At 62.8% G+C, this 23,952-nt stretch carries 23 protein-coding genes and 1 tRNA gene; 8 read left to right on the top strand and 16 right to left on the bottom strand.

The features are described from left to right. From L598_RS14180 to L598_RS14125, 12 genes are all read right to left on the bottom strand, one after another. The coding region (locus L598_RS14180; protein WP_144863484.1) for a transposase at nucleotides 1-264 on the bottom strand (264 nt) is incomplete at its 3' end. Between the two features lie 237 nt (nucleotides 265-501). Continuing rightward, nucleotides 502-578 (bottom strand) — tRNA-Pro (locus L598_RS14175). 48 nt (nucleotides 579-626) lie between these two features. After that, on the bottom strand, nucleotides 627-2,090 hold the full coding sequence (betB, locus tag L598_RS14170; RefSeq protein ID WP_144863482.1) for a betaine-aldehyde dehydrogenase: 1,464 nt from the start codon (nucleotides 2,088-2,090) through the stop codon (nucleotides 627-629). A 56-nt stretch (nucleotides 2,091-2,146) separates the two neighbouring features. Beyond that, nucleotides 2,147-3,799, bottom strand: coding sequence for a choline dehydrogenase (gene betA, locus L598_RS14165; protein WP_144863480.1), 1,653 nt, complete (start codon nucleotides 3,797-3,799; stop codon nucleotides 2,147-2,149). Nucleotides 3,800-3,969: 170 nt separating this feature from the next. Next, complete coding sequence (locus L598_RS14160) at nucleotides 3,970-4,959, bottom strand: threonine/serine dehydratase (protein WP_144863478.1); 990 nt, start codon at nucleotides 4,957-4,959, stop codon at nucleotides 3,970-3,972. After that, complete coding sequence (locus L598_RS14155) at nucleotides 4,956-5,591, bottom strand: glutathione S-transferase family protein (RefSeq protein ID WP_144863476.1); 636 nt, start codon at nucleotides 5,589-5,591, stop codon at nucleotides 4,956-4,958. Before L598_RS14155 ends, L598_RS14160 begins: the two co-directional genes overlap by 4 nt. Nucleotide 5,592: 1 nt before the next feature. Next, nucleotides 5,593-7,116, bottom strand: a complete 1,524-nt coding sequence (gene betC / locus L598_RS14150; protein WP_144863474.1) for a choline-sulfatase — start codon at nucleotides 7,114-7,116, stop codon at nucleotides 5,593-5,595. After that, the gene (gene betI / locus L598_RS14145) at nucleotides 7,113-7,724 is read right to left on the bottom strand and encodes a transcriptional regulator BetI (protein ID WP_144863472.1); all 612 of its coding nucleotides are present in this window, start codon (nucleotides 7,722-7,724) and stop codon (nucleotides 7,113-7,115) included. The genes betC and betI overlap by 4 nt, the downstream gene beginning before the upstream one ends. 163 nt (nucleotides 7,725-7,887) lie before the next feature. Then, the gene (locus L598_RS14140) at nucleotides 7,888-8,280 is read right to left on the bottom strand and encodes a type II toxin-antitoxin system death-on-curing family toxin (protein WP_144863470.1); all 393 of its coding nucleotides are present in this window, start codon (nucleotides 8,278-8,280) and stop codon (nucleotides 7,888-7,890) included. Further along, complete coding sequence (locus L598_RS14135; protein WP_144863468.1) at nucleotides 8,277-8,507, bottom strand: AbrB/MazE/SpoVT family DNA-binding domain-containing protein; 231 nt, start codon at nucleotides 8,505-8,507, stop codon at nucleotides 8,277-8,279. The genes L598_RS14140 and L598_RS14135 overlap by 4 nt, the downstream gene beginning before the upstream one ends. A gap of 76 nt (nucleotides 8,508-8,583) precedes the next feature. Next, nucleotides 8,584-10,707: a methylmalonyl-CoA mutase gene (gene scpA, locus L598_RS14130; protein WP_144863466.1), complete on the bottom strand. Its 2,124-nt coding sequence runs from the start codon at nucleotides 10,705-10,707 to the stop codon at nucleotides 8,584-8,586. Further along, entirely contained in the window at nucleotides 10,704-12,143 is a 1,440-nt protein-coding gene (locus L598_RS14125; protein ID WP_144863464.1) for a methylmalonyl-CoA mutase subunit beta, read from the bottom strand. Before L598_RS14125 ends, scpA begins: the two co-directional genes overlap by 4 nt. Nucleotides 12,144-12,343: 200 nt before the next feature. On the opposite strand from L598_RS14125, the gene L598_RS14120 reads away from it, so the two are divergent. Then, nucleotides 12,344-13,900, top strand: a complete 1,557-nt coding sequence (locus tag L598_RS14120; protein ID WP_144863462.1) for a helicase HerA-like C-terminal domain-containing protein — start codon at nucleotides 12,344-12,346, stop codon at nucleotides 13,898-13,900. 29 nt (nucleotides 13,901-13,929) lie between these two features. Here L598_RS14120 and L598_RS14115 read toward each other — a convergent pair whose 3' ends face one another. Continuing rightward, complete coding sequence (locus L598_RS14115) at nucleotides 13,930-14,664, bottom strand: L,D-transpeptidase (protein ID WP_144863460.1); 735 nt, start codon at nucleotides 14,662-14,664, stop codon at nucleotides 13,930-13,932. A gap of 240 nt (nucleotides 14,665-14,904) precedes the next feature. Further along, nucleotides 14,905-15,564 carry a haloacid dehalogenase type II gene (locus tag L598_RS14110; protein ID WP_144863458.1) on the bottom strand — a complete coding sequence of 220 codons (660 nt, stop codon included), beginning with the start codon at nucleotides 15,562-15,564 and terminating at the stop codon, nucleotides 14,905-14,907. 433 nt (nucleotides 15,565-15,997) lie between these two features. On the opposite strand from L598_RS14110, the gene L598_RS14105 reads away from it, so the two are divergent. Both L598_RS14105 and L598_RS14100 read left to right on the top strand, forming a co-directional pair. Then, the gene (locus L598_RS14105) at nucleotides 15,998-16,876 is read left to right on the top strand and encodes a branched-chain amino acid aminotransferase (RefSeq protein WP_144863453.1); all 879 of its coding nucleotides are present in this window, start codon (nucleotides 15,998-16,000) and stop codon (nucleotides 16,874-16,876) included. A gap of 114 nt (nucleotides 16,877-16,990) precedes the next feature. Continuing rightward, the gene (locus tag L598_RS14100) at nucleotides 16,991-17,593 is read left to right on the top strand and encodes a superoxide dismutase (protein WP_144863451.1); all 603 of its coding nucleotides are present in this window, start codon (nucleotides 16,991-16,993) and stop codon (nucleotides 17,591-17,593) included. Nucleotides 17,594-17,671: 78 nt separating this feature from the next. Here L598_RS14100 and L598_RS14095 read toward each other — a convergent pair whose 3' ends face one another. Continuing rightward, a complete protein-coding gene (locus L598_RS14095; protein ID WP_144863449.1) occupies nucleotides 17,672-18,070 on the bottom strand; it encodes a DoxX family protein in 399 nt (132 codons plus the stop codon). A gap of 217 nt (nucleotides 18,071-18,287) precedes the next feature. Beyond that, entirely contained in the window at nucleotides 18,288-19,205 is a 918-nt protein-coding gene (locus L598_RS14090; RefSeq protein WP_144863447.1) for a dihydrodipicolinate synthase family protein, read from the bottom strand. Nucleotides 19,206-19,463: 258 nt separating this feature from the next. Between L598_RS14090 and L598_RS14085 the strand changes: the two genes are divergently transcribed. The 5 genes from L598_RS14085 to L598_RS14065 all read left to right on the top strand — a co-directional run bounded on the left by L598_RS14085 (nucleotide 19,464) and on the right by L598_RS14065 (nucleotide 23,927). Then, on the top strand, nucleotides 19,464-20,114 hold the full coding sequence (locus L598_RS14085) for a glutathione S-transferase family protein (protein WP_144863445.1): 651 nt from the start codon (nucleotides 19,464-19,466) through the stop codon (nucleotides 20,112-20,114). A gap of 139 nt (nucleotides 20,115-20,253) precedes the next feature. Next, entirely contained in the window at nucleotides 20,254-21,189 is a 936-nt protein-coding gene (locus L598_RS14080) for an EamA family transporter (protein ID WP_210245001.1), read from the top strand. A 55-nt stretch (nucleotides 21,190-21,244) separates the two neighbouring features. After that, nucleotides 21,245-22,306: a hypothetical protein gene (locus tag L598_RS14075; protein WP_144863443.1), complete on the top strand. Its 1,062-nt coding sequence runs from the start codon at nucleotides 21,245-21,247 to the stop codon at nucleotides 22,304-22,306. 7 nt (nucleotides 22,307-22,313) lie between these two features. Then, complete coding sequence (locus tag L598_RS14070; RefSeq protein WP_144863442.1) at nucleotides 22,314-22,547, top strand: hypothetical protein; 234 nt, start codon at nucleotides 22,314-22,316, stop codon at nucleotides 22,545-22,547. 213 nt (nucleotides 22,548-22,760) lie between these two features. Further along, nucleotides 22,761-23,927, top strand: a complete 1,167-nt coding sequence (locus tag L598_RS14065; protein ID WP_144863440.1) for an acetyl-CoA acetyltransferase — start codon at nucleotides 22,761-22,763, stop codon at nucleotides 23,925-23,927. Nucleotides 23,928-23,952: the final 25 nt, after the last annotated feature.

The raw sequence follows: 23,952 nt of genomic DNA, 5'->3' as shown, positions 1-23,952 counted from the left end.
CCATTTTTTTGACAGAAGCTCCTTAAGCGCGGCCGCTTCCAGCATCTGGTCGGCCAACAGCTTCTTCAGCTTCGCGTTCTCCTCTTCCAGAGCCTTCAGGCGCTTGGCGTCGGATACGTCCATGCCGCCATACTTCGCCTTCCAATTATACAGCGTCGCCTCGCTGATCCCGTGTTTGCGGGCCAGATCACCGGCCTTCGCACCCGCCTCCTGCTCCCGCAGCACCGAGATGATCTGTTCTTCCGTAAATCGCTTCCGCTTCATCTGTCCGTCCTTCAATCAAGGCCGGACTCTAATCTCAAGTGGAGGAAAAACTCAGTGGCAGGTCACAACTTGGGGAATAGGCTTCGCGTCGCCTGCCGCTTACAGGCAGGATCGATCGGTCGATATTTCTCGGACGCTCCGACGGGAGGTGCCTGGAGATTTGTCGGCGTCGTGGAGCGAAGCTGGCGCGGAGGAGCGCGGAGAGGCTTTCAGATTTCCAGTGGGCCGCTTGATTTCTGGTCGGAGTGGCAGGATTTGAACCTGCGACCCCCTCGTCCCGAACGAGGTGCGCTACCAGGCTGCGCTACACTCCGTGACCAGTCGGCGGGCTTATAGCCGCCGTCCTGCGCGACTGCAAGACGTCAGTACGGGCTTTCGACATTTCCCGTCTCGACATAGACGGATTTGAGCTGCGAATAATGGGCCAGCGCGGCGAGCGAGTTCTCGCGGCCCATGCCGGATTGCTTGACGCCGCCGAAGGGGATTTCCACCGGCGTCAGGTTATAGGTATTGATCCAGCAGGTGCCCGCCTGCAACTGGGCGATGACGCGATGCGCGCGCGCCATGTCGCGCGTGAAGATGCCGGCCGAAAGCCCGAATTCTGTATCATTCGCCCGCGCAATCACCTCTTCCTCGTCATCGAAGCGCAGAATGCTCATCACCGGGCCGAAGATTTCCTCGCGGGCGATGCGCATGTCGTCGCGCATATCGGTGAATATGGTGGGCTCGACATAGAAGCCGCCTTCGAGCCCTTGCAGGCGCGGCACGCCGCCGCCGCAGTGAAGGGTGGCGCCCTCCTGCTTGCCGATTTCGATATAGGAAAGCACCTTTTCCTGCTGTGCCTTGCTGACCAGTGGGCCAAGATGGGTTTCCGGGTCGAGCGGATCGCCAAGACGGATGGCCTTGGTGCGCTCCGTCAGGCGGTCGAGGAAGCGGTCATGGATGGCCTTCTGCAAGAAGACCCGAGTGCCGTTGGAGCAGATCTGCCCGGTCGAGTAGAAGTTGCCGAGCATGGCGCCGCCGACGGCATTTTCGATATCGGCATCCTCGAAGACGATCAACGGCGACTTGCCGCCGAGCTCCATCGTCGCCTGCTTCATCTGCGACCCGGCCAGCGAGAGCACCTTGCGGCCGGTCGGCACGGAGCCGGTCAGTGATATCTTGGCGACGGCCGGGTGGCCGGCAAGTGCCGCGCCGACATCGCCAAGGCCCTGCACGACGTTGAAAAGGCCGTCCGGCAGGCCCGCCTCGGTATAGATCTCGGCCAGGACGAGGGCCGAGAGCGGCGTGGTCTCCGAGGGCTTGAAGATCATCGCATTGCCCATGGCAAGCGCCGGGGCGGATTTCCAGCCCGCGATCTGGATCGGATAATTCCAGGCGCCGATGCCGACGCATATGCCGAGCGGCTCGCGCCGCGTATAGGCGAAGGGGCCTCCGAGATCGACATATTCGCCGTTGAAGGCCGCCACGGCCCCGGCGAAGAATTCCAGCGCCTCCGCCGCCGAGGCGGGGTCTGCCACCCGCGTCTCCTGGATCGCCTTGCCGGTATCCAGCGTCTCCAGCCGTGCGATCTCCTCGTTGCGTTCGTGCAGCATGTCTGCCGCGCGCCGCAACACGCGTCCGCGCTCGACCGGCTTCAGCCGCGCCCATTCGGCCTGCGCCGAGCGGGCGGCCTCGATGGCGAGCTCGATGATGTTGGGCGTGGCGGCATGCACAGTGGCGATCGTCTCGCCCGTGGCGGGATAGATCACCTCGATCGCAGCACCCTGCTCGTCTTCGACATAGCGGCCGTTGATATAATGGGATGCCTTGGGCTGGGCGTTCATGGCGTGCTCCGTTTGCTGTGTCGTTTTACCCTCCCCTTGTGGAGAGGGTGGGCGGATCACCGGTCGCTTTCCCGCCAGCGCGGATTGATCCACGGTTCCTGATTGGAGGGGGCAAGCGGCGTGCGGCCGAGTATATGGTCCGCCGCCTTTTCGCCCACCATGATGGAGGGAGCGTTCAGATTGCCATTGGTGATGCGCGGGAAGATCGAGGAATCGGCAACACGCAGGCCATCCACGCCGATCACCCGGCATTCGGGATCGACCACGCTCCTGGGGTCGTCGGCGCGCCCCATGCGGCAGGTGCCGCAGGGGTGATAGGCGCTTTCGGCGTGATCACGGACAAAGGCGTCGAGCTCCTCATCCGTCTGCACATGGGCGCCGGGAGAGATTTCCTTTCCGCGATATTCATCGAAGGCTTTCTGGCCGAAGATCTCGCGCGTCAGCCGGATGCAATGGCGGAATTCCGACCAGTCGTCGGGATGCGACATATAGTTGAAGCGGATGACAGGCTTGTCGAAGGGATCGGGCGAACGCAGCGTCACCGAGCCGCGCGATTTGGAGCGCATGGGCCCGACATGGGCCTGGAAGCCATGCGTGTTCGCCGCCGCCTTGCCGTCATAGCGGATGGCGACCGGCAGGAAATGATACTGGATGTCCGGATATTCGATGCCCGGCCGCGAGCGCAGGAAGGCGGCGGCCTCGAAATGGTTCGATGCGCCGAGTCCCGTCTTGAACAGCAGCCATTCGGCGCCGATCAGCGCCTTGGACAGGAGATTGAGCTTGGAATAGAGCGTGATCGGCTTGACCGATTCCTGCTGTATATAGAGTTCGAGATGGTCCTGCAGGTTCTGTCCGACGCCGGGCCGGTCGGCGACGACCTTGATGCCGTTCTCGGCAAGATGCTGTGCCGGCCCGATGCCGGAAAGCATCAGGAGCTTCGGCGAATTGATGGACGAGGCGGCGATGATGACTTCACGCCGCGCTTTAACGACCTGAATCTTTCTGCGAGCTTCGATCTCGACGCCGGTCGCGCGTTGATTCTCGATGATCACACGCCGCGCGAAACCATTGACGAGATTCACATTCCTGCGCTTCAGGGCGGGGCGCAGATAGGCATTGGCGGCGGACCAGCGGCGGCCCATATGGATCGTCTGCTCCATGGGGCCGAAGCCTTCCTGCTTGGAGCCGTTATAGTCGTCCGTGATCTCGAAGCCTGCCTGCCGGCCCGCATCGGTGAAAGCGGCGTAGAGCGGGTTGAGCCGCTTGCCGCGCTGGACATGCAGCGGACCGTCCGTGCCGCGCCAGCCGGCCTCGCCGCCATGGGAGGTCTCCATGCGCTTGAAATAGGGAAGCACGTCGGCGAAGGCCCAGCCGACGGCGCCTTCCTCCGCCCAGTGGTCGAAATCGCGTGCATGGCCGCGCACATAGACCATGCCGTTGATGGAGGAGGAGCCGCCGATAACCTTGCCGCGCGGCGTTGCCAGCACGCGCCCGCCGAGATTGGGTTCGGGCTCGGTGGAATAGCCCCAGTCATAGCGGCGCATGTTCATCGGGAAGGACAGGGCAGCCGGCATCTGGATGAAGGGACCGAAATCCGATCCGCCATATTCGATGACGATGACCGAATGCCTGCCGTCCTCGGACAGCCGGTATGCCAGCGCCGAGCCGGCCGAGCCGGAACCGACGATAACAAAATCGGCCTCAAGCATGGCGGTGGCCTTGCGACGGCCGCCTTACCCTCCCCCTTGAGGGGAGGGTCGCTGCAAGGCAGCGGGGTGGAGGTAATTGTCGATCTGCTGTCGTTCCGACCCCAACCCTGGCGCGCGTGGCGCCGATCCTCCCCTCAAGGGGGAGGGTAAGGTTGCGGACATGCACAGGTTCAAGCATCGCCGGCATGCCTCATGAAATCGGCGAGCGATACATTGCCGCCCGTCGCAATGACGACAATGGTCTTGCCTTTCGCCTCGACCGTCCCCTCCATCAACGCAGCAAGAGCGGCGGCCCCCGAAGGCTCCAGCACCAGCTTCATGCGTTCGAAGGCAAAGCGCATGGCGCGGCGCACGGCGTTGTTCTCGACCGTGCGGGCGATCAGGCCGATATCGCCGATCGCCTCGAACGGAGCCACTCCAGGGCGGCGAGCCATCAGCCCGTCACAAATGGTCTTGCCGCCCAGCGACACCGTCTCGATCCGGCCGAGGCCGAGCGAGGTGCCCATGCCATTGAAGCCTGCGGGCTCCACGGCCACCACCTGCGTTTCCGGCGACAGATAGTGAAAGGCGAGCGCCACACCGCCGATCAGGCCGCCGCCGCCGACCGGGCAAAGCACGATATCGGCCTTCAGACCGCGCTTGTCGAGCTGCGCGACGGCCTCCAGCCCCGTGCCGGCCTGCCCGGCGACGATCTCGGGATCGTCGAAGGGATGGAGCAGAGTCAGCCCCTCGGTATCGGAAATCTCGCGGGCACGGGCAGAAGCAACTTCCTCGCGCGCCCGGTCGCCGTGATGGGTAAGCTCCACCCTTGCGCCGTAGCCGGCGGTGGCATCGCGCTTCGCCGCCGGCGCATCCTCGGGCATGACGATGGTGACGGGAATGCCGAGCTCCTGACCGGCTGCCGCCAGCCCTTGCGCGAAATTGCCCGATGAATAGGCAACCACGCCGCGCCGCTTTTCCTCTTCGGAGAGCCGCGTCAGCCGCCAATAGGCGCCGCGCACCTTGAAGGAGCCGGACCATTGCAGCGATTCCGGCTTGAGGAAGACGCGCGCCGCCCCTGTCTCCGCCGCCAGCGGGCGGCTTTCCAGCAGCGGCGTTTCCTGCGTGACCGCGGAAGTGACGCGATAGGCTTCCTTGAGATGGTCGAGCGTTGGAATCATTTCGCCCTGAGCTCCTCATAGGAGACCATGACATGCTCGGCATAGGCCGGACGTTGGGCCAGCCGCTCATAATAGGCCTCGAGGTTCGGCGTCTCGGCGCGATCGAAATCAAGCGTGAAGTAGCGATAGAGCTGATGGGCGAAGACGATGTCGGCGAAAGTCAGCGCCGCGCCGGCGAGGAAGGGTCCGTTGCCGATACGGGCATCCGCGATCTTCGCCACCTTTGCGAGCTGCTTGGCCGAGTTCTCGACCAGTGCCATATTGCGATCGACTTCGCGCGTGCGCACCATCTGGCTAAAGATCGGCACGATGGCCGGCACGAAGGTGGTCTTAGCCCATTCCGCCCACATGTCGAGCGATGCCCGCCGGGACGGATCCTTCGGCCAGAAGGTGTCGTCGCCATATGTCGCGCCGAGATAGCGCATGATTGCCGCGCTCTCGAACATGGTCAGGTCGCCGTCCTGGATGACGGGCACGAGCCCGTTCGGATTCATGGCCAGGAATTCAGGCGTGTCGTTGCCGCCATAGGGGCCGGAGACGTCGATGCGGCGATAAGGAAGGCCGAGTTCCGCGATCGTCCACATGACGATCTGGACATTGGCCGAAGAAGCGCGGCCGTGGACAGTGATCATCTCATTCTCCTCGCGGGTAGCGTTTGTTTTCTTCCAGCACGTTCAGGTCCATGTGGTTGCGCATGTAGCGCTCGGAGGCCTGTCGCAGCGGCTGGAAGTCCCACGGATAATAGGCACCATTCCTGAGCGCGGGATAGACGATCCACCGTCTTGCCTGGCTTTCGCGCACGGCGGCGTCGAAGGCCGCCMHGTCCCAGCGGGCGCGGACCTTCGCCATGAAGCTTTCCACGAGCTCGGCATTCGCCGGCTCGGCGGCAAGGTTGGTGAGCTCATGCGGATCCGATTCCAGATCAAAGAGTTGCGGAGGGTCTATCTCGCAATGGACGAACTTGTAGCGGCCCTCGCGGATGGCCACCATCGGCGCATGGGAGCCCTCGGCGGCATATTCCATACAGACCGGCGCGCCGCGTTCGGCCCCTTTCGTCAGAGGCAGCAGCGAGACGCCGTCCGTCCAGGGCTTTATGGCGCTCATGTCGATGCCGGCAAGGTCGCAAAGGGTCGGCGTGATGTCGAGATTAGAGACAGGTGTCTCGATCAGGCCCGCCGTGACGTCCCCGCCGGCGATCATCAGCGGCACGCGCGAGGAGCCCTCGTAGAAGCTCATCTTGAACCACAGTCCGCGCTCGCCCAGCATCTCGCCATGGTCGGAGCAGAACAGGATGGCCGTATCGTCGGCCATGCGCGTGCGCGTCAGCACGTCGAGGATTTCGCCCACCTTGTCGTCGATATAGCTGATATTGGCGAAATAGCCCTGCCGCGAACGGCGGATATGCTCCGGCGTGATCTCGTAGGACGAGTAGTCGCTGGCCCGATAGAGTCGCTGCGAATGCGGGTCCTGGCTCTCGTAGGGGATGAAGCCGACCTGAGGCTCCAGCGCCGGACAGTCCTCGTAAAGGTCCCAATATTTGCGCCGGGCGACGAACGGATCGTGCGGATGGGTGAAGGAGACCGTCAGGCACCACGGCCGCCGCTCGGGATCGTCCGTGGCACGTGCATGATCGTATAGCTTCTGCACTGCGTGGAAGGCGACTTCGTCATCGAATTCCATCTGATTGGTGATCTCGGCCACGCCGGCGCCGGTGACGGAGCCGAGATTGTGATACCACCAGTCGATGCGCTCGCCGGGCTTGCGGTAGTCTGGCGTCCAGCCGAAATCGGCCGGGTAGATGTCCGTCGTCAGCCGCTCCTCGAAGCCGTGGAGCTGGTCCGGGCCGACGAAGTGCATCTTGCCCGACAGGCAGGTGTGATAGCCGGCCGCACGCAGGTGATGGGCAAAGGTCGGGATATCGGAGGCGAATTCGGCGGCGTTGTCATAGACGCGCGTGCGCGAAGGCAATTGTCCGCTCATGAAAGAGGCCCGGCCCGGCGCACAGAGCGGCGAGGCGGTGTAGTTGTTGGCGAAGCGTGCCGAGCGCGCGGCCAGCGCGCGCAGATTCGGCACATGCAGGAACTCCGCCGGCCCGTCTGGAAACAGCGTGCCGGTGAGCTGATCGACCATGATGACAAGGATGTTCGGGCGCTTCATAGGGTCCTGATCCTGGGCTGGCCGCGGCCTGGCCGACCGGCGGGTCTGGTGTCGAGATAGTCTTCCACCAGCGCAATCGCGGAGGCCGCATCCGGCGGCCCGTCCTTCAACGCGCGGCGGATATAGAGGCCGTCGATCAGAGCCGCTATGCCTTCGGCCGTCTGCGTGGCCTCGTCGCGGCCCATGACGGCGGTCAGCCCGCTCATCAGGTTGGAATGCAGCCGGCGGGCGTAGACGCGCAGGAGCCGGCGCAGTTCAGGCGAGCGCTGGGCGGCGACATAGAAGGCGAGCCAGGCGGCGATGATCTCCGGCCTGAACTGGCTTTCGGAAAAGTTTACCGCGATCACGGCGCGGACCCGGTCGAGGCCGCGGGCGTTCTTCAGCGCGCGGCGGGCGTCGGCTCCGAGTTCGGCGAGGATATGCCACATGGTGGCGAGCAGCAGGTCTTCCTTGGCGCCGAAATAATGATGCGCGAGAGCGGTCGAGACGCCGGCGCGGCCGGCTATGTCCGACATGGTGACGTCGAGCGTCCCATGCTCGCCTATGGCATGGATCGCGGCATTGATCAGCGCGCGCTTGCGCAGAGGTTCCATTCCGACCTTGGGCATGAAAGCGAGATTATTTTTAATTGACTCGTCAATCAAGAAAAACTTGGGACCGGACGCGATCCGATGTTTCCAGGATAGACAACCGTGGAAGCTCCTGACCCTAAGCCCGTAAGCCGCGATGCTGTTTGCAGGCAGCGCGGCGGCAGGTCAGTAAGGTTGAAGGTTAAGCCTCGTTCCCGATCGGAACAGTATAGTCGCGGAAGAAGGCGGCGGCGCCGTCCTCGTCGATCTCGCCGGCAGCGACCATGGTAACAAGCTGAATTATTGTCTCGTCGTCAGTCTCCAACGAGAGCCCGTTGAAATAGAGAAACAGATCGGCTGCTGCGAGACCCGTACGCTTGTTGCCGTCAACAAAAGGATCATTCTTCACAATGCCGTAAAGATAGGCGGATGCAAGATCACAAAGATCGGGCGAGCCGTAGGCCTCCTTCTGCAGCGGTCGACTCAGTGCGGATTCGAGCATTCCATGGTCGCGCACGCCGGCAGCTCCACCATGAAGGCGGAGCTGTTCGGCATGAAGAGCTTCGATGAAGTCCTTGGTATGGAACTCGGTCATTGAGCGAGAACACGATAGGCGCGCTCGTATTTTTTCATTCGTTCGCGCGCGACCTTCATCTTGCGCTCGAACTCTTCCGGATCTTCCGAATGCAGCCGGAGGCGAAGCTCGTTGGGCTCGTCAACGAGATGCAGCGTATCTCCCGCGCGCAGATTGTGCCTTTCCAGCACCTCCTTCGGCAGGATGACGCCTTCCGAATTGCCGATCTTGCGTATGGTCACGTTCATGGCCCGGAACTCCTATGTTATAACACATGGTATAACATAGGGTTGCGAAGGGCAGCTGGAAGCCCGACTCCTGAGCCTAATCCTGCAGCAGCTTGTCGAGCAGACGTTCAGCGGCTTCCGGGATGACCGTGCCGGGAGGGAAAATTTCGGCAGCACCGGCCTTCAGCACCGCCTCGTAATCGTCCGGCGGGATGACGCCGCCCGCCACGATCATCATGTCGTCACGGCCGAGACGCCGCAGCGCCTCCTTCAACTCGGGGATCAGCGTCAAATGGCCGGCGGCAAGCGACGAGACGCCGACAATATGGACATCGTTCTCCGCGGCGAGCGCGGCCACTTCCTCGGGAGTCTGGAACATGGCGCCGACGGTGACGTCGAAACCCAGGTCACCGAAAGCGGTCGCGATCACCTTCTGGCCGCGGTCGTGCCCGTCCTGGCCGACCTTGGCGATCAGGATGCGCGGGGGAGAGCCGGTCTTCCTGCGGAACTGCTCGATCTTCTGCTGAACGCGATCGATGACCTCGTTCTCGCCTATCTCCTTGCGGTAGACGCCGGAAATGGTGCGTATTTCGGCGACATGGCGGCCGAAGACCTTTTCGAGGGCATAGGAGATTTCGCCAACGGTCGCATTGGCCCGCGCCGCCTTGATGGCGAATTCCAGCAGATTGCCGTTGCCGCGGGCCGCCTCGGTGAGCGCGTTGAGGGCGGATTCCACCTCCGCCACGTTGCGCGTGCCCTTGAGCTGCTGCAGCTTTGCGAGCTGGCGGGCGCGCACCTCGGCATTATCGACCTTCAGGACTTCGACCTCGACATCCTTTTCCGGCTTGTGCTTGTTGACGCCGACGACGATCTGCTCGCCGGAATCGATGCGCGCCTGCGTCCGGGCCGCGGCCTCCTCGATCCTGAGCTTGGGCAGGCCCTGTTCGTTGGCGGCCGCCATGCCGCCCAGCGCCTCGACCTCCTCGATATGCTTCAGCGCCCTGGCGGCGAGGTCGTGCGTCAGTCTCTCGACGAAGGCGGAGCCGCCCCACGGGTCGATGATGCGCGTCGTGCCGGATTCCTTCTGCAGGACAAGCTGCGTGTTGCGGGCGATGCGCGCCGAATGATCGGTCGGCAGAGCCAGCGCCTCGTCGAAGGAATTGGTGTGCAACGATTGGGTATGCCCCTGGGTGGCCGCCATCGCCTCGATCATGGTGCGCATGATGTTATTGTAGGGGTCCTGTGCCGTCAGCGACCAGCCGGAGGTCTGGCAGTGGGTGCGCAGGGACAGGGAGCGCGGGTCGCTTGGCGAAAAGTTCTTCTGGACAAGCGTCGCCCACAGCAGGCGCGCGGCGCGCATCTTTGCGACTTCCATGAAGAAGTTCATGCCGATCGCCCAGAAGAACGAAAGGCGCGGCGCGAAGCGGTCGATGTCGAGCCCGGCGGCAACGCCGGCGCGGGCATATTCGATGCCGTCCGCTATCGTGTAGGCAAGCTCGAGATCGGCCGTCGCCCCGGCTTCCTGCATGTGGTAGCCGGAAATGGAGATGGAGTTGAATTTCGGCATATGCTCCGCCGTGTAGGAGAATATGTCCGAGATGATCCGCATCGAAGGCTTGGGCGGATAGATATAGGTATTGCGGACCATGAACTCCTTGAGGATGTCGTTCTGGATGGTCCCGGCGAGATCCTTCTGCTTTACCCCCTGTTCCTCCGCCGCCACGATATAGAGCGCCATGATCGGCAGCACGGCGCCGTTCATGGTCATGGACACTGTCATCTGGTCGAGCGGGATGCCGTCGAAAAGCTGGCGCGCGTCGAGGATGGAATCGATCGCCACGCCCGCCATGCCGACATCGCCGGCGACCCGCGGATGGTCGCTGTCATAGCCGCGATGGGTGGCGAGATCGAAGGCGACGGAAAGGCCCTTCTGGCCGGCGGCGAGGTTGCGGCGGTAGAAGGCGTTGGATTCCTCGGCCGTCGAGAAGCCGGCATACTGGCGGATCGTCCAGGGCTGCTGGACATACATGGTGGGGTAGGGGCCCCGGATGAAAGGTGCGGCGCCCGGCCAGGTATCGAGGAAGCGCAAGCCCTTCAGATCCGCCTCGCCATAGCCGCGCTTCAGTTCCAGTCCCTCAGGCGTCAGCCAGCGATCCTCGCCGGGGCCGGAAGGCGCCAGCCGAGGTTCGGACCAGTCTATGGTGCTGAAATCAGGGATCATGCCGCGTCTCCGAGGGCCTGATCGATGCGTACGGCATTGAGCGGCTCGCAGGAGACCACGCCTTCATTCGCGGCGGTCACGGTGTTTGTCGGCAGGGTGGAGACCGGACGCTCATTGTCCAGCGGGTAGACGGTCGTGCCGACGATGGAATGCTTGCCCTCTCGCAGGCGTGCGGCGCGCTTTTCCCGCATTTCGGCAATGCGTTTCTGGATGAAGCCGGAGGCGAGGCTTTTCAGCGAGCCGCCTTCGGCCTCGATGCGGCGAAACTCCGCCCAGGCCTGCTCGCAGATGGCATCGGTCAGGGCTTCGATCGCGCCCGAGCCCGCTGACGGGTCGGAAACGAAATCCAGCCGGCTTTCGCCCGCCAGGATAAGCTGGGTGTTGCGTGCAAGCCGGCGCGCAAAACCGTCCGGCAGGCCGTGGGTGATCGTGTGCGGCAGGACGGCAATGGAATCGGCGCCCCCCACGGCGGCCGCAAAGGCGGCGATCGTGGTGCGCAATATGTTGGTCTCTGGGTCCTTGAAGGTCATCATGCGATAGGAGGTCTCCGCATGGATGACAGTTGGCAAGGGCTCGATCGAACATGCCTCCAGCACGCGCGCCCACAATTTGCGCAAGGCCCTGATCTTGGCGATCGAGAAGAACTGATCCTGATCGACGCTGAGTGCGAAGCCGATATGCGGGGCCGCATAGACCAGCGGCTGGCGCGCCTCCTCGAACATCCTCAGATGCGAGGCGGCAGTTGCGAGCATGATGCCCAGTTCCTGCGCTTCGGATGCGCCGGCATTATGGAACACGCGGCCGTCGGCTTCGAGCAGTATGCCGGGCAGGTCGAGGGCGAAGAAGCCGGCCAGCGATTGCGGCAGCGAGGCTTCCAGCGCCTCGATCGACATGCGCAGCTTGCCGGTGCCGGCAAAGACGGCCGAAGGGTCGATGCCGAAGGAAAGCGTCAGGCGGGCCGGGTCGGCGCGTCGTTCCGTCAGCGTCTTCACAAGCCAGTCGATGGAGGCGCGGCTTTGCGGATGGACATTGATGCGCAACAGCATGTTGGAGAGAGGAATTCCATCCAGCGCCGTCGAAATCGCTTCGGTCGAGGCTGGCAGTCCGTGGCCGAAGGCATTGGGAGCGCCGGTAAAGACGAGGGAAAGCCCGGTGGCGCCTTCCGCCAGATCCTCCTTGGCCTGCCTGTTGGCGCGCACGGGATCGGTGTCGTCGACGCGCTGGACGATATGCCACGGCCGGTCCGGACGGACACGCGTGACACGGGCGGGATCGACCGCGCGCTCGTAAAGCGGCTGTATCTCGATGCCGTCATCCGATGTCGATACGAGCGAATCATAGCCGGCTTCGCCGCGCAACGCCTTTTGCACCAGCGCCAGCCATCCGTCGCGATCCATCGCCGGGAATTCCGCTTGCCTGAGAATTGCCGGATCCATTTTCCCTCCTCTGCCAGTCATCGATCTTAGGGTGCGGCGACCGCTGCTGCAATGCGTCATCGGTCGCAGCGTCGGGAATTTGCCCTCCTCCTGTTGCAAGGCATCCACAATGGGCTGCCATGGTGAAAAACGAGATTGTGGCTGGGAGTTGCGCTGTCTATACCTTTTGCGGACTTTTCCGGTACCGAGGAGACGAAGCGATGGAGAATACGGGCGACAGCAGCATCTTTCTCGGTGCCAGCCGCAAGCCGGATGACAGCTACCAGAAGGCTGAGGAGCTGCTCCTGAAATACGGCAACCGGCACGGACTGGTGACCGGCGCCACGGGCACCGGCAAGACGGTGACGCTGCAGATCCTCGCCGAAGGGTTTTCCAGTGCGGGCGTCCCGGTCTTCTGCGCCGATATCAAGGGCGATCTTTCGGGCATAGCAATGGCCGGCGAAGCCAAGGATTTCCTGCTCAAAAGGGCCGAGACGATCCGTCTGGAACCCTATGAGTTCAAGAAATTTCCAGTCGTCTTCTGGGATCTGTTCGGCGAGCAGGGGCATCCGATCCGGGCGACGGTATCGGAAATGGGACCGCTGCTCCTGTCGCGACTGATGAACCTTTCGGAAGCGCAGGAAGGCGTCCTCAACATCGCCTTCCGTGTCTCGGACGAGGAGGGAATGCTGCTCCTCGACCTGAAGGACCTGCAGGCCCTGCTTGCCAACATGGCCGAGCGGGCGGACGAACTCGGCGCGCGCTACGGCAATATCAACAAGCAGTCGGTCGGTGCCATCCAGCGTTCGCTCCTTGTGCTCGAACAGCAGGGCGCGAAACACTTCTTCGGCGAACCGGCGCTCAAGATCGCCGACATCATGCGCACGACGACGGACGGGCGCGGCGCGATCAATGTGCTTGCCGCCGACAAGCTGATGATGAACCCGCGGCTCTACGCCACGTTCCTGCTCTGGCTTCTGTCGGAGCTGTTCGAGGAATTGCCGGAGGTGGGCGACCCGGAAAAGCCGAAGCTCGTCTTCTTCTTCGACGAGGCGCATCTTCTGTTCGACGAGGCGCCGAAGGTGCTGGTGGAGCGCGTCGAGCAGGTGGTACGGCTCATTCGCTCCAAGGGCGTCGGGGTATATTTCGTCACGCAGAATCCGCTCGACGTGCCGGAGACCGTGCTGGCCCAGCTTGGCAATCGCATACAGCACGCGCTGCGCGCCTATACGCCGCGCGAGCAGAAGGCGGTTAAGACGGCGGCCGATACCTTCCGTCCCAATCCCGAGTTCGATTGCTTCGAGGCGATCACGAAGCTCGGCACCGGCGAGGCGCTCGTCTCCACACTGGAGGAGAAGGGCATTCCTTCCATGGTCCAGCGCACGCTGATCAGGCCGCCGTCCTCGCGTCTCGGGCCGCTTACCGAGGCCGAACGCAAGCAGATCATCGCGGAAAGCCCTGTGGCGGGCCAGTATGACGAGGAAGTGGACCGCGAATCCGCCTTCGAGATCCTGCAGAAGCGCGCCAAGGACGCCATGCAGGCCGAAGAGCAGGCCCAGGAGGAAGGCGACGGCCGGACGGGCTGGACCCTGCCGGATTTCGGCCTTGGCGACGACAACCGGTCAAGTTCGTCACGGCGCAGCGGCAGCACACGCCGCAACTCCAACCGGCAGACCGTCGTCGAGGCGGCGATGAAATCGGTCGTCCGCTCGGTCGGGACCTCGCTCGGCCGCGCCTTGGTGCGCGGCATCCTTGGCGGCTTGAAGAAGGGGCGGTAGCGGCTTCCCTGGAGGCCGCCATCCGATCGTTAGACAGCCATGATACCCGAGGTGACCAGGATAGGCGCCTTGCCGGGCACCCGATCATAAAGGTCGATGATGTCCTGGTTCATCAGGCGCACGCAGCCCGACGAGACGGACTTTCCGATCGACCACCATTCCGGCGAGCCGTGCAGGCGGTAGAGGGTGTCCACGCCGTTCTGGAAAATATAAAGCGCACGCGCGCCAAGCGGATTGTCGAGGCCGGGCGGCATGCCGCCATTTTCGGCGCTGTATTTCTCAAGCTCCGGCTGCCGCGCGATCATTTCCGCCGGCGGCGTCCATTTCGGCCATTTCCGCTTGTACTGGACGTTCGCGCGGCCTGACCATTCGAAGCCGGCGCGGCCGAGGCCGACGCCATAGCGCATCGCCTGCCCGTTGCCCAAGACGAGATAGAGGTAGTGGTTCGCTGTATCGACAACGATGGTTCCGGGGCGCTCGCCTGTCGGGTCGGCAACGACCTGCCTGAGCAATCGCGGATCGATCTGTTCGACCGGGATCGCCGGAATCTCATATCCTTCGTCGATCAGGGGGCCGTACATTTCCCGGTAATAGGCGAGGTTGGGCGTTTCTGCGGGCATCAGGCTCGGCGGCATGGCGCCGGGCGGAGCTTCACGCGGCACGTTCAAGCAGCCCGCCAGAGCTGCGGATGCGGCTGTGACTGAGGCGAGATTGAGGAATTTGCGGCGCGTCAGCTTTGCGGAACTGATAGGCAAATCAGGCATCGAACTCTTCATGATGTTTGACAGCAAACGGAAACAATTCGGATAGGTTCCGAGGTTGGAGGGGATGAACTCAGATAGGATCGTTTCCGTTCAAGTTCATCTCGCTCCAACCTCAAACGACGGGCGATAGGCCTCTCAATTCAGGCCGCAGGGTGGTGAAACAAAGGCACCCTTGTGGTTGCAGCGGGACTGTGCCCTTTCTGCAACGCGATACGCAATCAACTTAACCGTGATGATGGTTCAGCCTGTTGCCGGGAGCGCTTCGAGTGAAGGCAGGATGAGGCGCGGCGGATAGTCGCTGTATTCCTCGGGTTGGTTGGTCCGGTTGATCCATACCGTGCGGAAGCCGAACTTGCTGGCGCCGGCTATGTCCCAGCGGTTGGACGACTGGAAGGAAACCGCCTCCGGATAGACGCGCCAGGCCGTGGTCACGAGTTCGTAGACGGAAGGATGGGTCTTGAACTTGCGAATCTCGTCGACGGAGAAGATGTTGTCGAACACGCTGTCGAGGCCCGCCGATTTGACCGCCGATTCGAGCATTGCCGGCGAACCGTTGGACAGGATGGCTAGACGTGCGCCTTCCGCCTTCAGCGCCTTCAGAACGGACGGCACTTCCGGATAGCAGTCGAGGCGCCAATAGGCGTCGAGGAGTTTCTGGCGCAGGGCGGGGTCGGCCGACGGAACCTTCTGGAAGGCGAAGTCCAGCGCCCTTTCGGTGTGCACCCAGAAATCGGAATAGACTTCCATGAGGGTTTCCACCCAGGAATATTCCAGCTGCTTCGCGCGCCAGATATCCGACAGCAATTGTCCGTCCGGGCCGATCTCGCCCGCATGACGGCGCACGGCTGCATGGACGTTGAAAAGCGTTCCGTAGGCGTCGAAGACATAGGAATGAAGCATCTTGGGTCAGGACCTGTTGATCTGGTCGAAATGGTGTAGGGCCATCCGTTCGGATGCGGGGAGCGAAGGCGCAGGAAATATGGATATTTTCAAGCCCTTCGCGACAAGGCAGCCGGGCGGATGGCCCACATCCTGCGGACGCTGAAACGGCTTCGATCTGCCGCGTCGAACCGCTCGACCCCTGAGCTTGCCGAAGGGGGAACCCCATCGCCCCGCGCGCTTCTCCTTGCATCCCATCGCCGTTTCCGGCGCCATTTCGATCATATCAATAGGTCCTGACCCTAGATTTCCCTCGCAGATAACGACCTTGACCTCAAGGCCGCATGGGGTCAAGGAACTCCTGTCTCTGGCATGATAAGTCAACCGTCGTTGACATTGACGTCGCGGATCAAACGCTTTTCCATGCGGCAAGAAAATCGATAGGACTACGAAAATGAATTTGGCCGAACCTGCCCAGACCGCGACATGGACCTTCATTGACGGCGATTGGTACGAGGGCAACGTGCCCATCATCGGCCCGCGCTCCCATGCCATGTGGCTTGCTTCGACAGTATTCGACGGCGCACGCTGGTTCGAGGGCGTGGCTCCCGATCTCGATCTGCATTCGCAAAGGGTGAACGCGTCGGCGACGGCGCTCGGCCTCAAACCGACGAAATCGGTGGAGAAGATCGTCGGGCTCACCTGGGACGGGCTGAAGAAATTCGACGGCAACACGGCGGTCTATATCCGCCCGATGTATTGGGCCGAGCATGGCGGCTATATGGGTGTGCCGGCCGATCCGGAGTCGACGCGGTTCTGCCTCTGCCTCTACGAGGCGCCGATGATCGCGCCTTCCGGTTTCTCGGTCACGGTGTCGCCGTTCCGCCGGCCGACCATCGAGACCATGCCGACCAATGCCAAGGCCGGCTGCCTCTATCCGAACAATGGCCGCGCGATCCTCGAAGCCAAGAAGCGCGGCTTCGACAATGCCCTCGTCCTCGACATGCTAGGCAATGTGGCCGAGACGGGAAGCTCCAACATCTTCATGGTCAAGGACGGGCACATCTTCACGCCGGCGCCGAACGGCACTTTCCTTTCAGGCATCACGCGCCACCGCGTCATCTCGCTGCTTGCCGATTACGGCTTCCGGACCACGGAAAAGACCCTGGGCGTCGCCGATTTCATGGAGGCCGACGAGATCTTCTCCACCGGCAACCATTCCAAGGTGGTGCCGGTCATCCGCATCGAGGATCGCGACCTGCAACCGGGTCCGGTGGCCAAGAAGGCACGTGATCTCTATTGGGAATGGGCGCATTCGGGAGAGGCAGCCTGAACGGCGAGAAAGGAAGAATTTTCCCCGCTCCGCAGTTGCCAAACAGGGGGCAGTACCCCATTTCCGCTGCTGGACGTTTTTATTTTCAACCTGACGATTAGAGGGAGACCTGCAATGGCTTTTGAACTGCCGGAACTGCCGTATGATTACGAGGCGCTCCAGCCCTATATGTCCAGGGAGACGCTCGAATATCATCACGACAAGCACCACAAGGCTTATGTCGACAACGGCAACAAGCTGGCCGCCGAAGCCGGGATGGAGAACCTGTCGGTCGAGGAGATCGTCAAGAAGTCCTTCGGCAGCAACCAAGGACTCTTCAACAATGCCGCCCAGCACTACAACCACATCCATTTCTGGAAATGGATGAAGAAGGGCGGCGGCGGCAAGAGCCTGCCGGGTGCGTTGCAGAAGGCGTTCGATTCCGATCTCGGCGGCTATGACAAGTTCAAGGCCGATTTCGCCGCCGCCGGTGCCAGCCAGTTCGGCTCGGGCTGGGCCTGGGTTGCCGTCAAGGACGGCAAGCTCGAGATCATGAAGACGCCGAACGGCGAGAATCCGCTCGTCCACGGCGGCACGCCGATCCTCGGCGTCGATGTCTGGGAGCACTCCTACTATATCGACTACCGCAATGCGCGGCCGAAATATCTCGAAGCCTTCATCGACAATCTGATCAACTGGGACTACGTCCTCGAATGCTACGAGAAGGCAAGCGCCTGACGTTCGTTCCCGTTGCGGATCAGGAAAAACCCGGCTTCGGCCGGGTTTTTTGTTGCCTCATCGATGCCGTGCCGGCGATCAGGCCGCGGTGCTTCCACGCGCGGCGTCCACGCTCCACGGTCCGGGACCGGCGAAGAAGAAGTAGAGGAAAACAAAGCAGTACAGGATCGCCGCATCGCCGCCATTGAGAATGGGGAAGAAGTTTTGCGGCGCGTGGGCCATGAAATAGGCGACCGCCATATTGCCCGACAGGATGAAGGCGACCGGCCGCGTGAAGAGGCCGAGGGCAAGCAGGACACCGCCGATCAGCTCGATGAGGGCCTGAACCCACATCAGCGGCGACAATGCCATCGCCTCGGCGGCTGCCGGGAAATTGAACAGTTTCTGCGTCCCGTGCTCCAGGAACAGCAGCGCCGACATTATCCGCATCACACTGAGCCATTGCGGTGCCCAGGCCGAAATACCATCGGAATTCATTGCGTCTCCCTCCTCGTGCGAGACTCCAGCGCCGATTCTCCTGAACCGGCTATCATAATCATACCACAGATTGCAGAATCTCCGGCTGGTCCTAACTCTGCGCTGTCAGCAGGTCCGCATCGTGTGTCAGCGGCCATCGAGCGGCGGATGCTTTCGCCGTGCCGGGTGGCATCCATCCAGGTCTCGACCACCTGCCGGATCGCCTTCTGGTCCTCGCTCATTTCGCAGCCTCCATCCCGCTATGCCCGCCAGCCAGACCGAGGCTGGCAAGCACGTCGAGAATCTCTTGTTCGGCTTTTGAGGAAAGCGGCAGGATCGGGCGCGGCGGATAACTGTCCGCCAGTCCAAGGCCGCGCGCAGCCGCATGGACGACGCGATAGCTGCTGTATTTGCGGAAAAGCGCCCATAACGGCTCCAGGCCGGCATTGAGGCGCCGGGCGGTTTTGACGTCACCCGCTTGAACCGCGCGGGCAATGCGAAGGCATGGCCGGGGAAACAGGCCTCCAGCAACCGAATACCAGGCCCTGCCGCCGGTAATCAGCGCCTCCGTCGCGTTCCAGTCACCGCTGTAGCCGAGCGAGAAGTCGGGATCGACAACCTCTGCGGCCGACCGGTGATAGGCTGCGACGTCGGCCGCCGCCGGTGCCGGATTCTTCACCGCAACCACGTTCGGGATTTCGGCGAGACGCGCCAGCAGGGCCGAACTTACGGTGAAATGCGTCGTCCCCGGATTGTTATAGATACATAGGGGAAGTTTTGTCGCCGCGGCAACCGTCTCGAAATGAACGAAGACCTCGTCGTCGAGAAGCGGCAGATAGGAGACCGGCGCCAGCAACAGCGCGTCGGCTCCGGCCGCCTCGGCGTCTTTCGCCAGATCGATGGTGTCGTCGGTCCGCAGGGCGCCGCAACCGACCAGCAGGGGCACCTTTCCGCCTGACACCTCGCGCGCCGCCTCGACCGCTTTCCGACGCTGTCCGCGCGCGAGATAAGGGTAGGAGCCCGTGCTGCCGAGAATGCCGATGGAATCGACCTTCGCCTGGACAAGCCTTTCGACAAGCCGGGAGAAGGCCCGGATGTCTATCTTTCCATCCGCGCCGGCGGGCGTGATCGGGAAGGCGGATAGTCCGGAGAACATGGATGTGGCTTTCCAAGGGGCGCAAACGGGCCCGCATGAAAGCCGATCCGGCTGAAGCCCGCAATATTCCAGGCCACCGGGCCGCATCACGCCACCGGGCGAAAATTCCGCGATCAGGAAAATGGGACCGGCTGTCGGAAGATGCTCCAGCCGTTCGTCCTTTGGAGAGGAAACGCAAAACCGGAGAGGGACCATGAAAAAGACCGTCGCTGTCACTCACGGGCTGGATGGTGTCACGCAATCACCCGGAGCTTTTCAATGACCCCCACCATTACCGCCTTTGAACGCTCCCCCGACCGCGGCAGGGGGCTGGCGCGTGACATGCGCGTTCGCTGGGCGCTCGAGGAAGTGGGACAGCCTTACGAGGTTCGTCTTGTTTCGTTCCAGGCGATGAAGGAGCCTGCGCATCTCGCGCTTCATCCCTTCGGGCAGATTCCGACCTATGAGGAAGGCGATCTCGTCCTGTTCGAGTCGGGGGCGATCGTGTTCCATATAGCGGAGAGCCATGCGGGCCTGCTGCCGGATGACGCGCATGCCCGGGCGCGCGCCGTCATGTGGATGTTCGCCGCGCTCGACACGGTGGAGCCGCCGATCTTCGATCGCACCCTCGTCATGATACTCGAGCGCAAGGAGCCTTGGTACGAGCAGCGCCTGCATGCCCTTGAAGGCAGCATCAGGAAACGCCTGGGCAGCCTTTCCACCCGTCTTGGCGATGCCGAATGGCTCGATGGCGCATTCAGCGCCGGCGATCTGCTGATGGTGACGGTGCTGCGCAGGTTGCACGGATCGGGGATGCTGGACGAATTTCCCAACCTCTCCGCCTATGTTGCCCGTGGCGAAGCGCGCGCGGCCTTCAAGCGTGCCTACGCTGCTCAACGGGCGGTTTTCACCGCCGCATCGACGGGCTGACGAGGGGTAACCAGTCGTTTGGCGAATCCATAGGGCGCAGCATAAATTGCCGTCCGGTATCCGGCTCTCGGCAGACTTCGGCCACCAAGCGAGCATTTCGGCATCACATGCAAGCCTCTTTGGCTTAGATGTGCTGACAGTGTCTGCGGGATTGGCCGGTTTGCAGTCGGATAGGACGATCACAGCTTTGAAGGGCACGCTGCTCGGGGCAATCGCGATTCTCTCATGGGGAAGCCTCGGAGCCCTTGGCGCCCTGGCGGCCGCCATGCCGCCTTATCTCGTGCTGGGCCTGTGCTTTTCCATTGCAGCAGTGACAGGCACCGGTTGTTGCGCGATTGCCCGTGTCCGCCTTGTGCCCCTCTATGCGCCAGAAGTGCTGCTGGCGGCCTTCCTGCTTGGAGCCTATCATCTGGCCTATTTCGAGGCTTTCCACCATGCGGAGGCCATTCCGGTTTCGCTGATCAACTATCTCTGGCCGGCCTGGCTGATCGTGATCGGCAACCTGTTCTTCGCGCTGAACAGCGGCTGGGCGGGTTACCTCGGAGCGGCGATCGGTTTTGCCGGGGTGGCGATCCTGATCGGCGGGGACTTCGATGTGAAGACCGGCGACACATTGGGCTACGCGCTGGCGATGGCCGGGGCGATCCTGTGGGCTACCTATTCCAACCTGCGACGGCGTGCACGCCATGAAGGTATGGGGGCGATGGTGTCGATCTGCATTCTGGCCTCGTTGTTCTGCTTTGCCATCGCGCTTTTTGCAGGCGAGATCTTCATGCCCACCCGGCAGGACATGCTCGTCATCCTGCTTCTGGGCATTGGCCCGGCTGGCGGCGCTTTCTTTCTCTGGGATTACGGGATGCGTTTCGGCAATGCGCCGCTTCTGGGGGTGATGGGCTACTCGGCCCCCGTGCTTTCGACCGGGCTGATGGTTCTGTTGGGCATGGGGCAGCTCTCATGGCGGATGGCGGCGGCGGTGGCCATGATCACCCTGGGCGGAGCAGTAATCCAGATAGGCTCGCGGACAGGCGCGGCAGGATACACAGCGGCCCGGCGGATCTCCCTCAGAAGGGGTTAAGCTCCCGGTTTTTCTGCTACGATCCCGAATCGCCGGGCGGGTGTTGGAGGACGATATGAGAATCGAATCCGCGCTCGAATTGCAGGCCCGCATATTTTCGCAGATTTTCCAGTTCATCCAGCTGCCGGCCTCGGCGGGCGCCGGGCGGTCTTTGCCCGGCCTGTTTCTCGATCCGATGCTGTTCGAGACGAAATCGGCGCGGCCGAGGAGCGCGCGGCGGCGCGCCGTCAACGACATCGCGCTCGGCGTGGCCGAGGGCGCGAGTGGCGAGGATGCAAGGCTGGCCGTGCTCGTGCAGAACCGCAACAAGCTGCGCAGCACGGTCGTGGACGATATCGTCGATGCCGCCAGGGGCGAGGCGGAGGTGCTTTATATCGGCCGCCAGAAGCCGTTATGGACGACCGGCCGCAACGACCCGATCAGGCTCGGCGCGAGCATATCGCCGACGATTGTTGCCTATGCCGGCACGCTCGGCTGCTTCTGCCGCGACAAGCTGAGCGGCAGGACGGGCATTCTCTCCAACAACCATGTCCTTGCGGACGTCAACGCGGTGCCTGTCGGCACGACCGTCATGCAGCCCGGCGCGCGTGACGGCGGCCGGCCGGAGGAGGATGTCATCGGCGAGCTGATCCGTTTCGTGCCGATCCAGTTCGGCGGCTTCCCGAATCTGGTGGACGCAGCCGTGGCGGGCCTCACGGAGCATGGACGCAAGGAGGACCATGCCACGCTCCATGACAGCGCCGACGAACCCGCGCCGGCCATTACCCTGCAGCCGGACGAGCCAGCCGAGGCGCTGCCCGGCATGACCGTGTTCAAGACCGGGCGCACGACGCGCCATACGCGCGGCCGGGTGCGCGCCGTCAACGTCAACAACTACCTGGTCGATGTCGGGGTGGGCGTCGCCCGCTTCGATAGCCAGATGGTGATCGAGACGGATATGGCACCGCAACCCTTCAGCAGGCCCGGAGACAGCGGGTCCCTGATCGTCGACGAGGAAGGGCGTCCAATCGGACTGCTCTTTGCCGGTTCGGCTTCGGGAGGCGCTGGAAACGTTGGAATTACCGGTGCAAACCTTATATCATCGGTCACTGAACAATTGGGCGTGACGCTGGTATAGGAATCGCATGGCCGGCACGAAGCATTCGATGGACGAGGCGCGCGAAATCCAGAAGGCCTTCGAGAAGAAATTCGGCGGCAGGAAAGGGCTCCTGGGCGTCGGAATCTGTCTCAATCCGCGCCGCGACGATCTTGCGATCAACGTGTCGGTTTCCCGCAGCGCGCAGGCAAGCGACCTGCCGAAGACCTTCGACGGCCTCGATGTGGTCGTGGACGTCGTGGGCACCGTCCGCGCTTTCTGATTTCTTTCAAAACCGGACTTCCCGAGCCTGATCCTAGGGGCGAAAGGACATTGGAAGGTTGTTGTGCCGGGGCAAGGTTTCAGGCAGAGCTACACGAAAATCCCCATACGAAAGTGTGGATTGGGGTGACAAAGGTTCAGGATTGAACAATATATAGGGAGGCGACAGCCGGCCAAGCCGTGCTACACTTGTCGCGAGATATGGAGACCTGAAATGACCGCATGCATCGTGGGCTGGGCGCATTCGCGCTTCGGCAAGCTGGAGGACGAGACCGTCGAGAGCCTGATCGTCAAGGTCGCAAGCGAGGCGCTGGACCATGCCGGCATCGGGCCGGAAGACGTGGATGAGATCGTGCTCGGGCATTTCAATGCCGGCTTCTCGCCGCAGGATTTCACAGCCAGCCTCGTGCTGCAGGCCGATGACCGGCTGCGTTTCAAGCCGGCGACCCGCGTCGAGAACGCCTGCGCGACGGGCTCGGCCGCCGTGCGGCAGGGCATCCGCGCCATCGATGCACATGCGGCGCGTGTCGTGCTCGTGGTCGGCGCCGAGCAGATGACCAAAACGCCCGGGCCGGAGATCGGCAAGAACCTGCTCAAGGCATCCTATCTGCCGGAAGAAGGCGACACGCCCGGCGGCTTCGCCGGCGTCTTCGGCAAGATCGCACAGGCCTATTTCCAGCGCTATGGCGACCAGTCGGATGCATTGGCCAAGATTGCCGCCAAGAACCACAAGAACGGCGTCGACAATCCCTATGCCCAGATGCGCAAGGATCTCGGCTATGAGTTCTGCCGGCATGAGAGCGAGCGCAACCCTTTCGTGGCCGGTCCGCTGAAGCGCACCGACTGCTCGCTGGTTTCCGACGGCGCGGCGGCGATGGTGCTGGCCGACACCAGCACCGCGCTTTCCATGCGCCGTGCGGTCGCCTTCCGGGCCAACGAGCATGTGCAGGATTTCCTGCCCATGTCAAAGCGCGACATCCTCGCCTTCGAGGGTTGCGCGGAAGCCTGGACGCGGGCGCTGAAGAATGCCGGCGTAAAGCTGGACGATCTCTCCTTCGTCGAGACCCATGACTGCTTCACCATCGCCGAGCTGATCGAATACGAGGCCATGGGCCTTGCCCCGCGCGGCGAGGGCGCGCGCATAGCGCTCGAAGGCCAGACGGAGCGCGACGGCCGCCTGCCGGTCAACCGCTCCGGCGGCTTGAAGGCCAAGGGCCATCCGATCGGCGCGACGGGCGTTTCCATGCACGCCATTTCCGCCATGCAGCTCACCGGCGAGGCAGGCGACATGCAGCTTCCGGATGCGAAACTCGCCGGCATCTTCAACATGGGCGGCGCGGCGGTCGCCAACTACGTCTCCATCCTCGAAAGGATCAAATGAGGCAATCGGCCATCGTCTTCGGCGG

Origin of the sequence: Mesorhizobium sp. J18, from assembly GCF_007829525.1 — a bacterium.
In the GTDB taxonomy this organism is placed as follows: domain Bacteria; phylum Pseudomonadota; class Alphaproteobacteria; order Rhizobiales; family Rhizobiaceae; genus VLJP01.
Note: the sequence above shows the minus strand (reverse complement) of the source record. Positions and strands in the feature narration are given on the sequence as shown.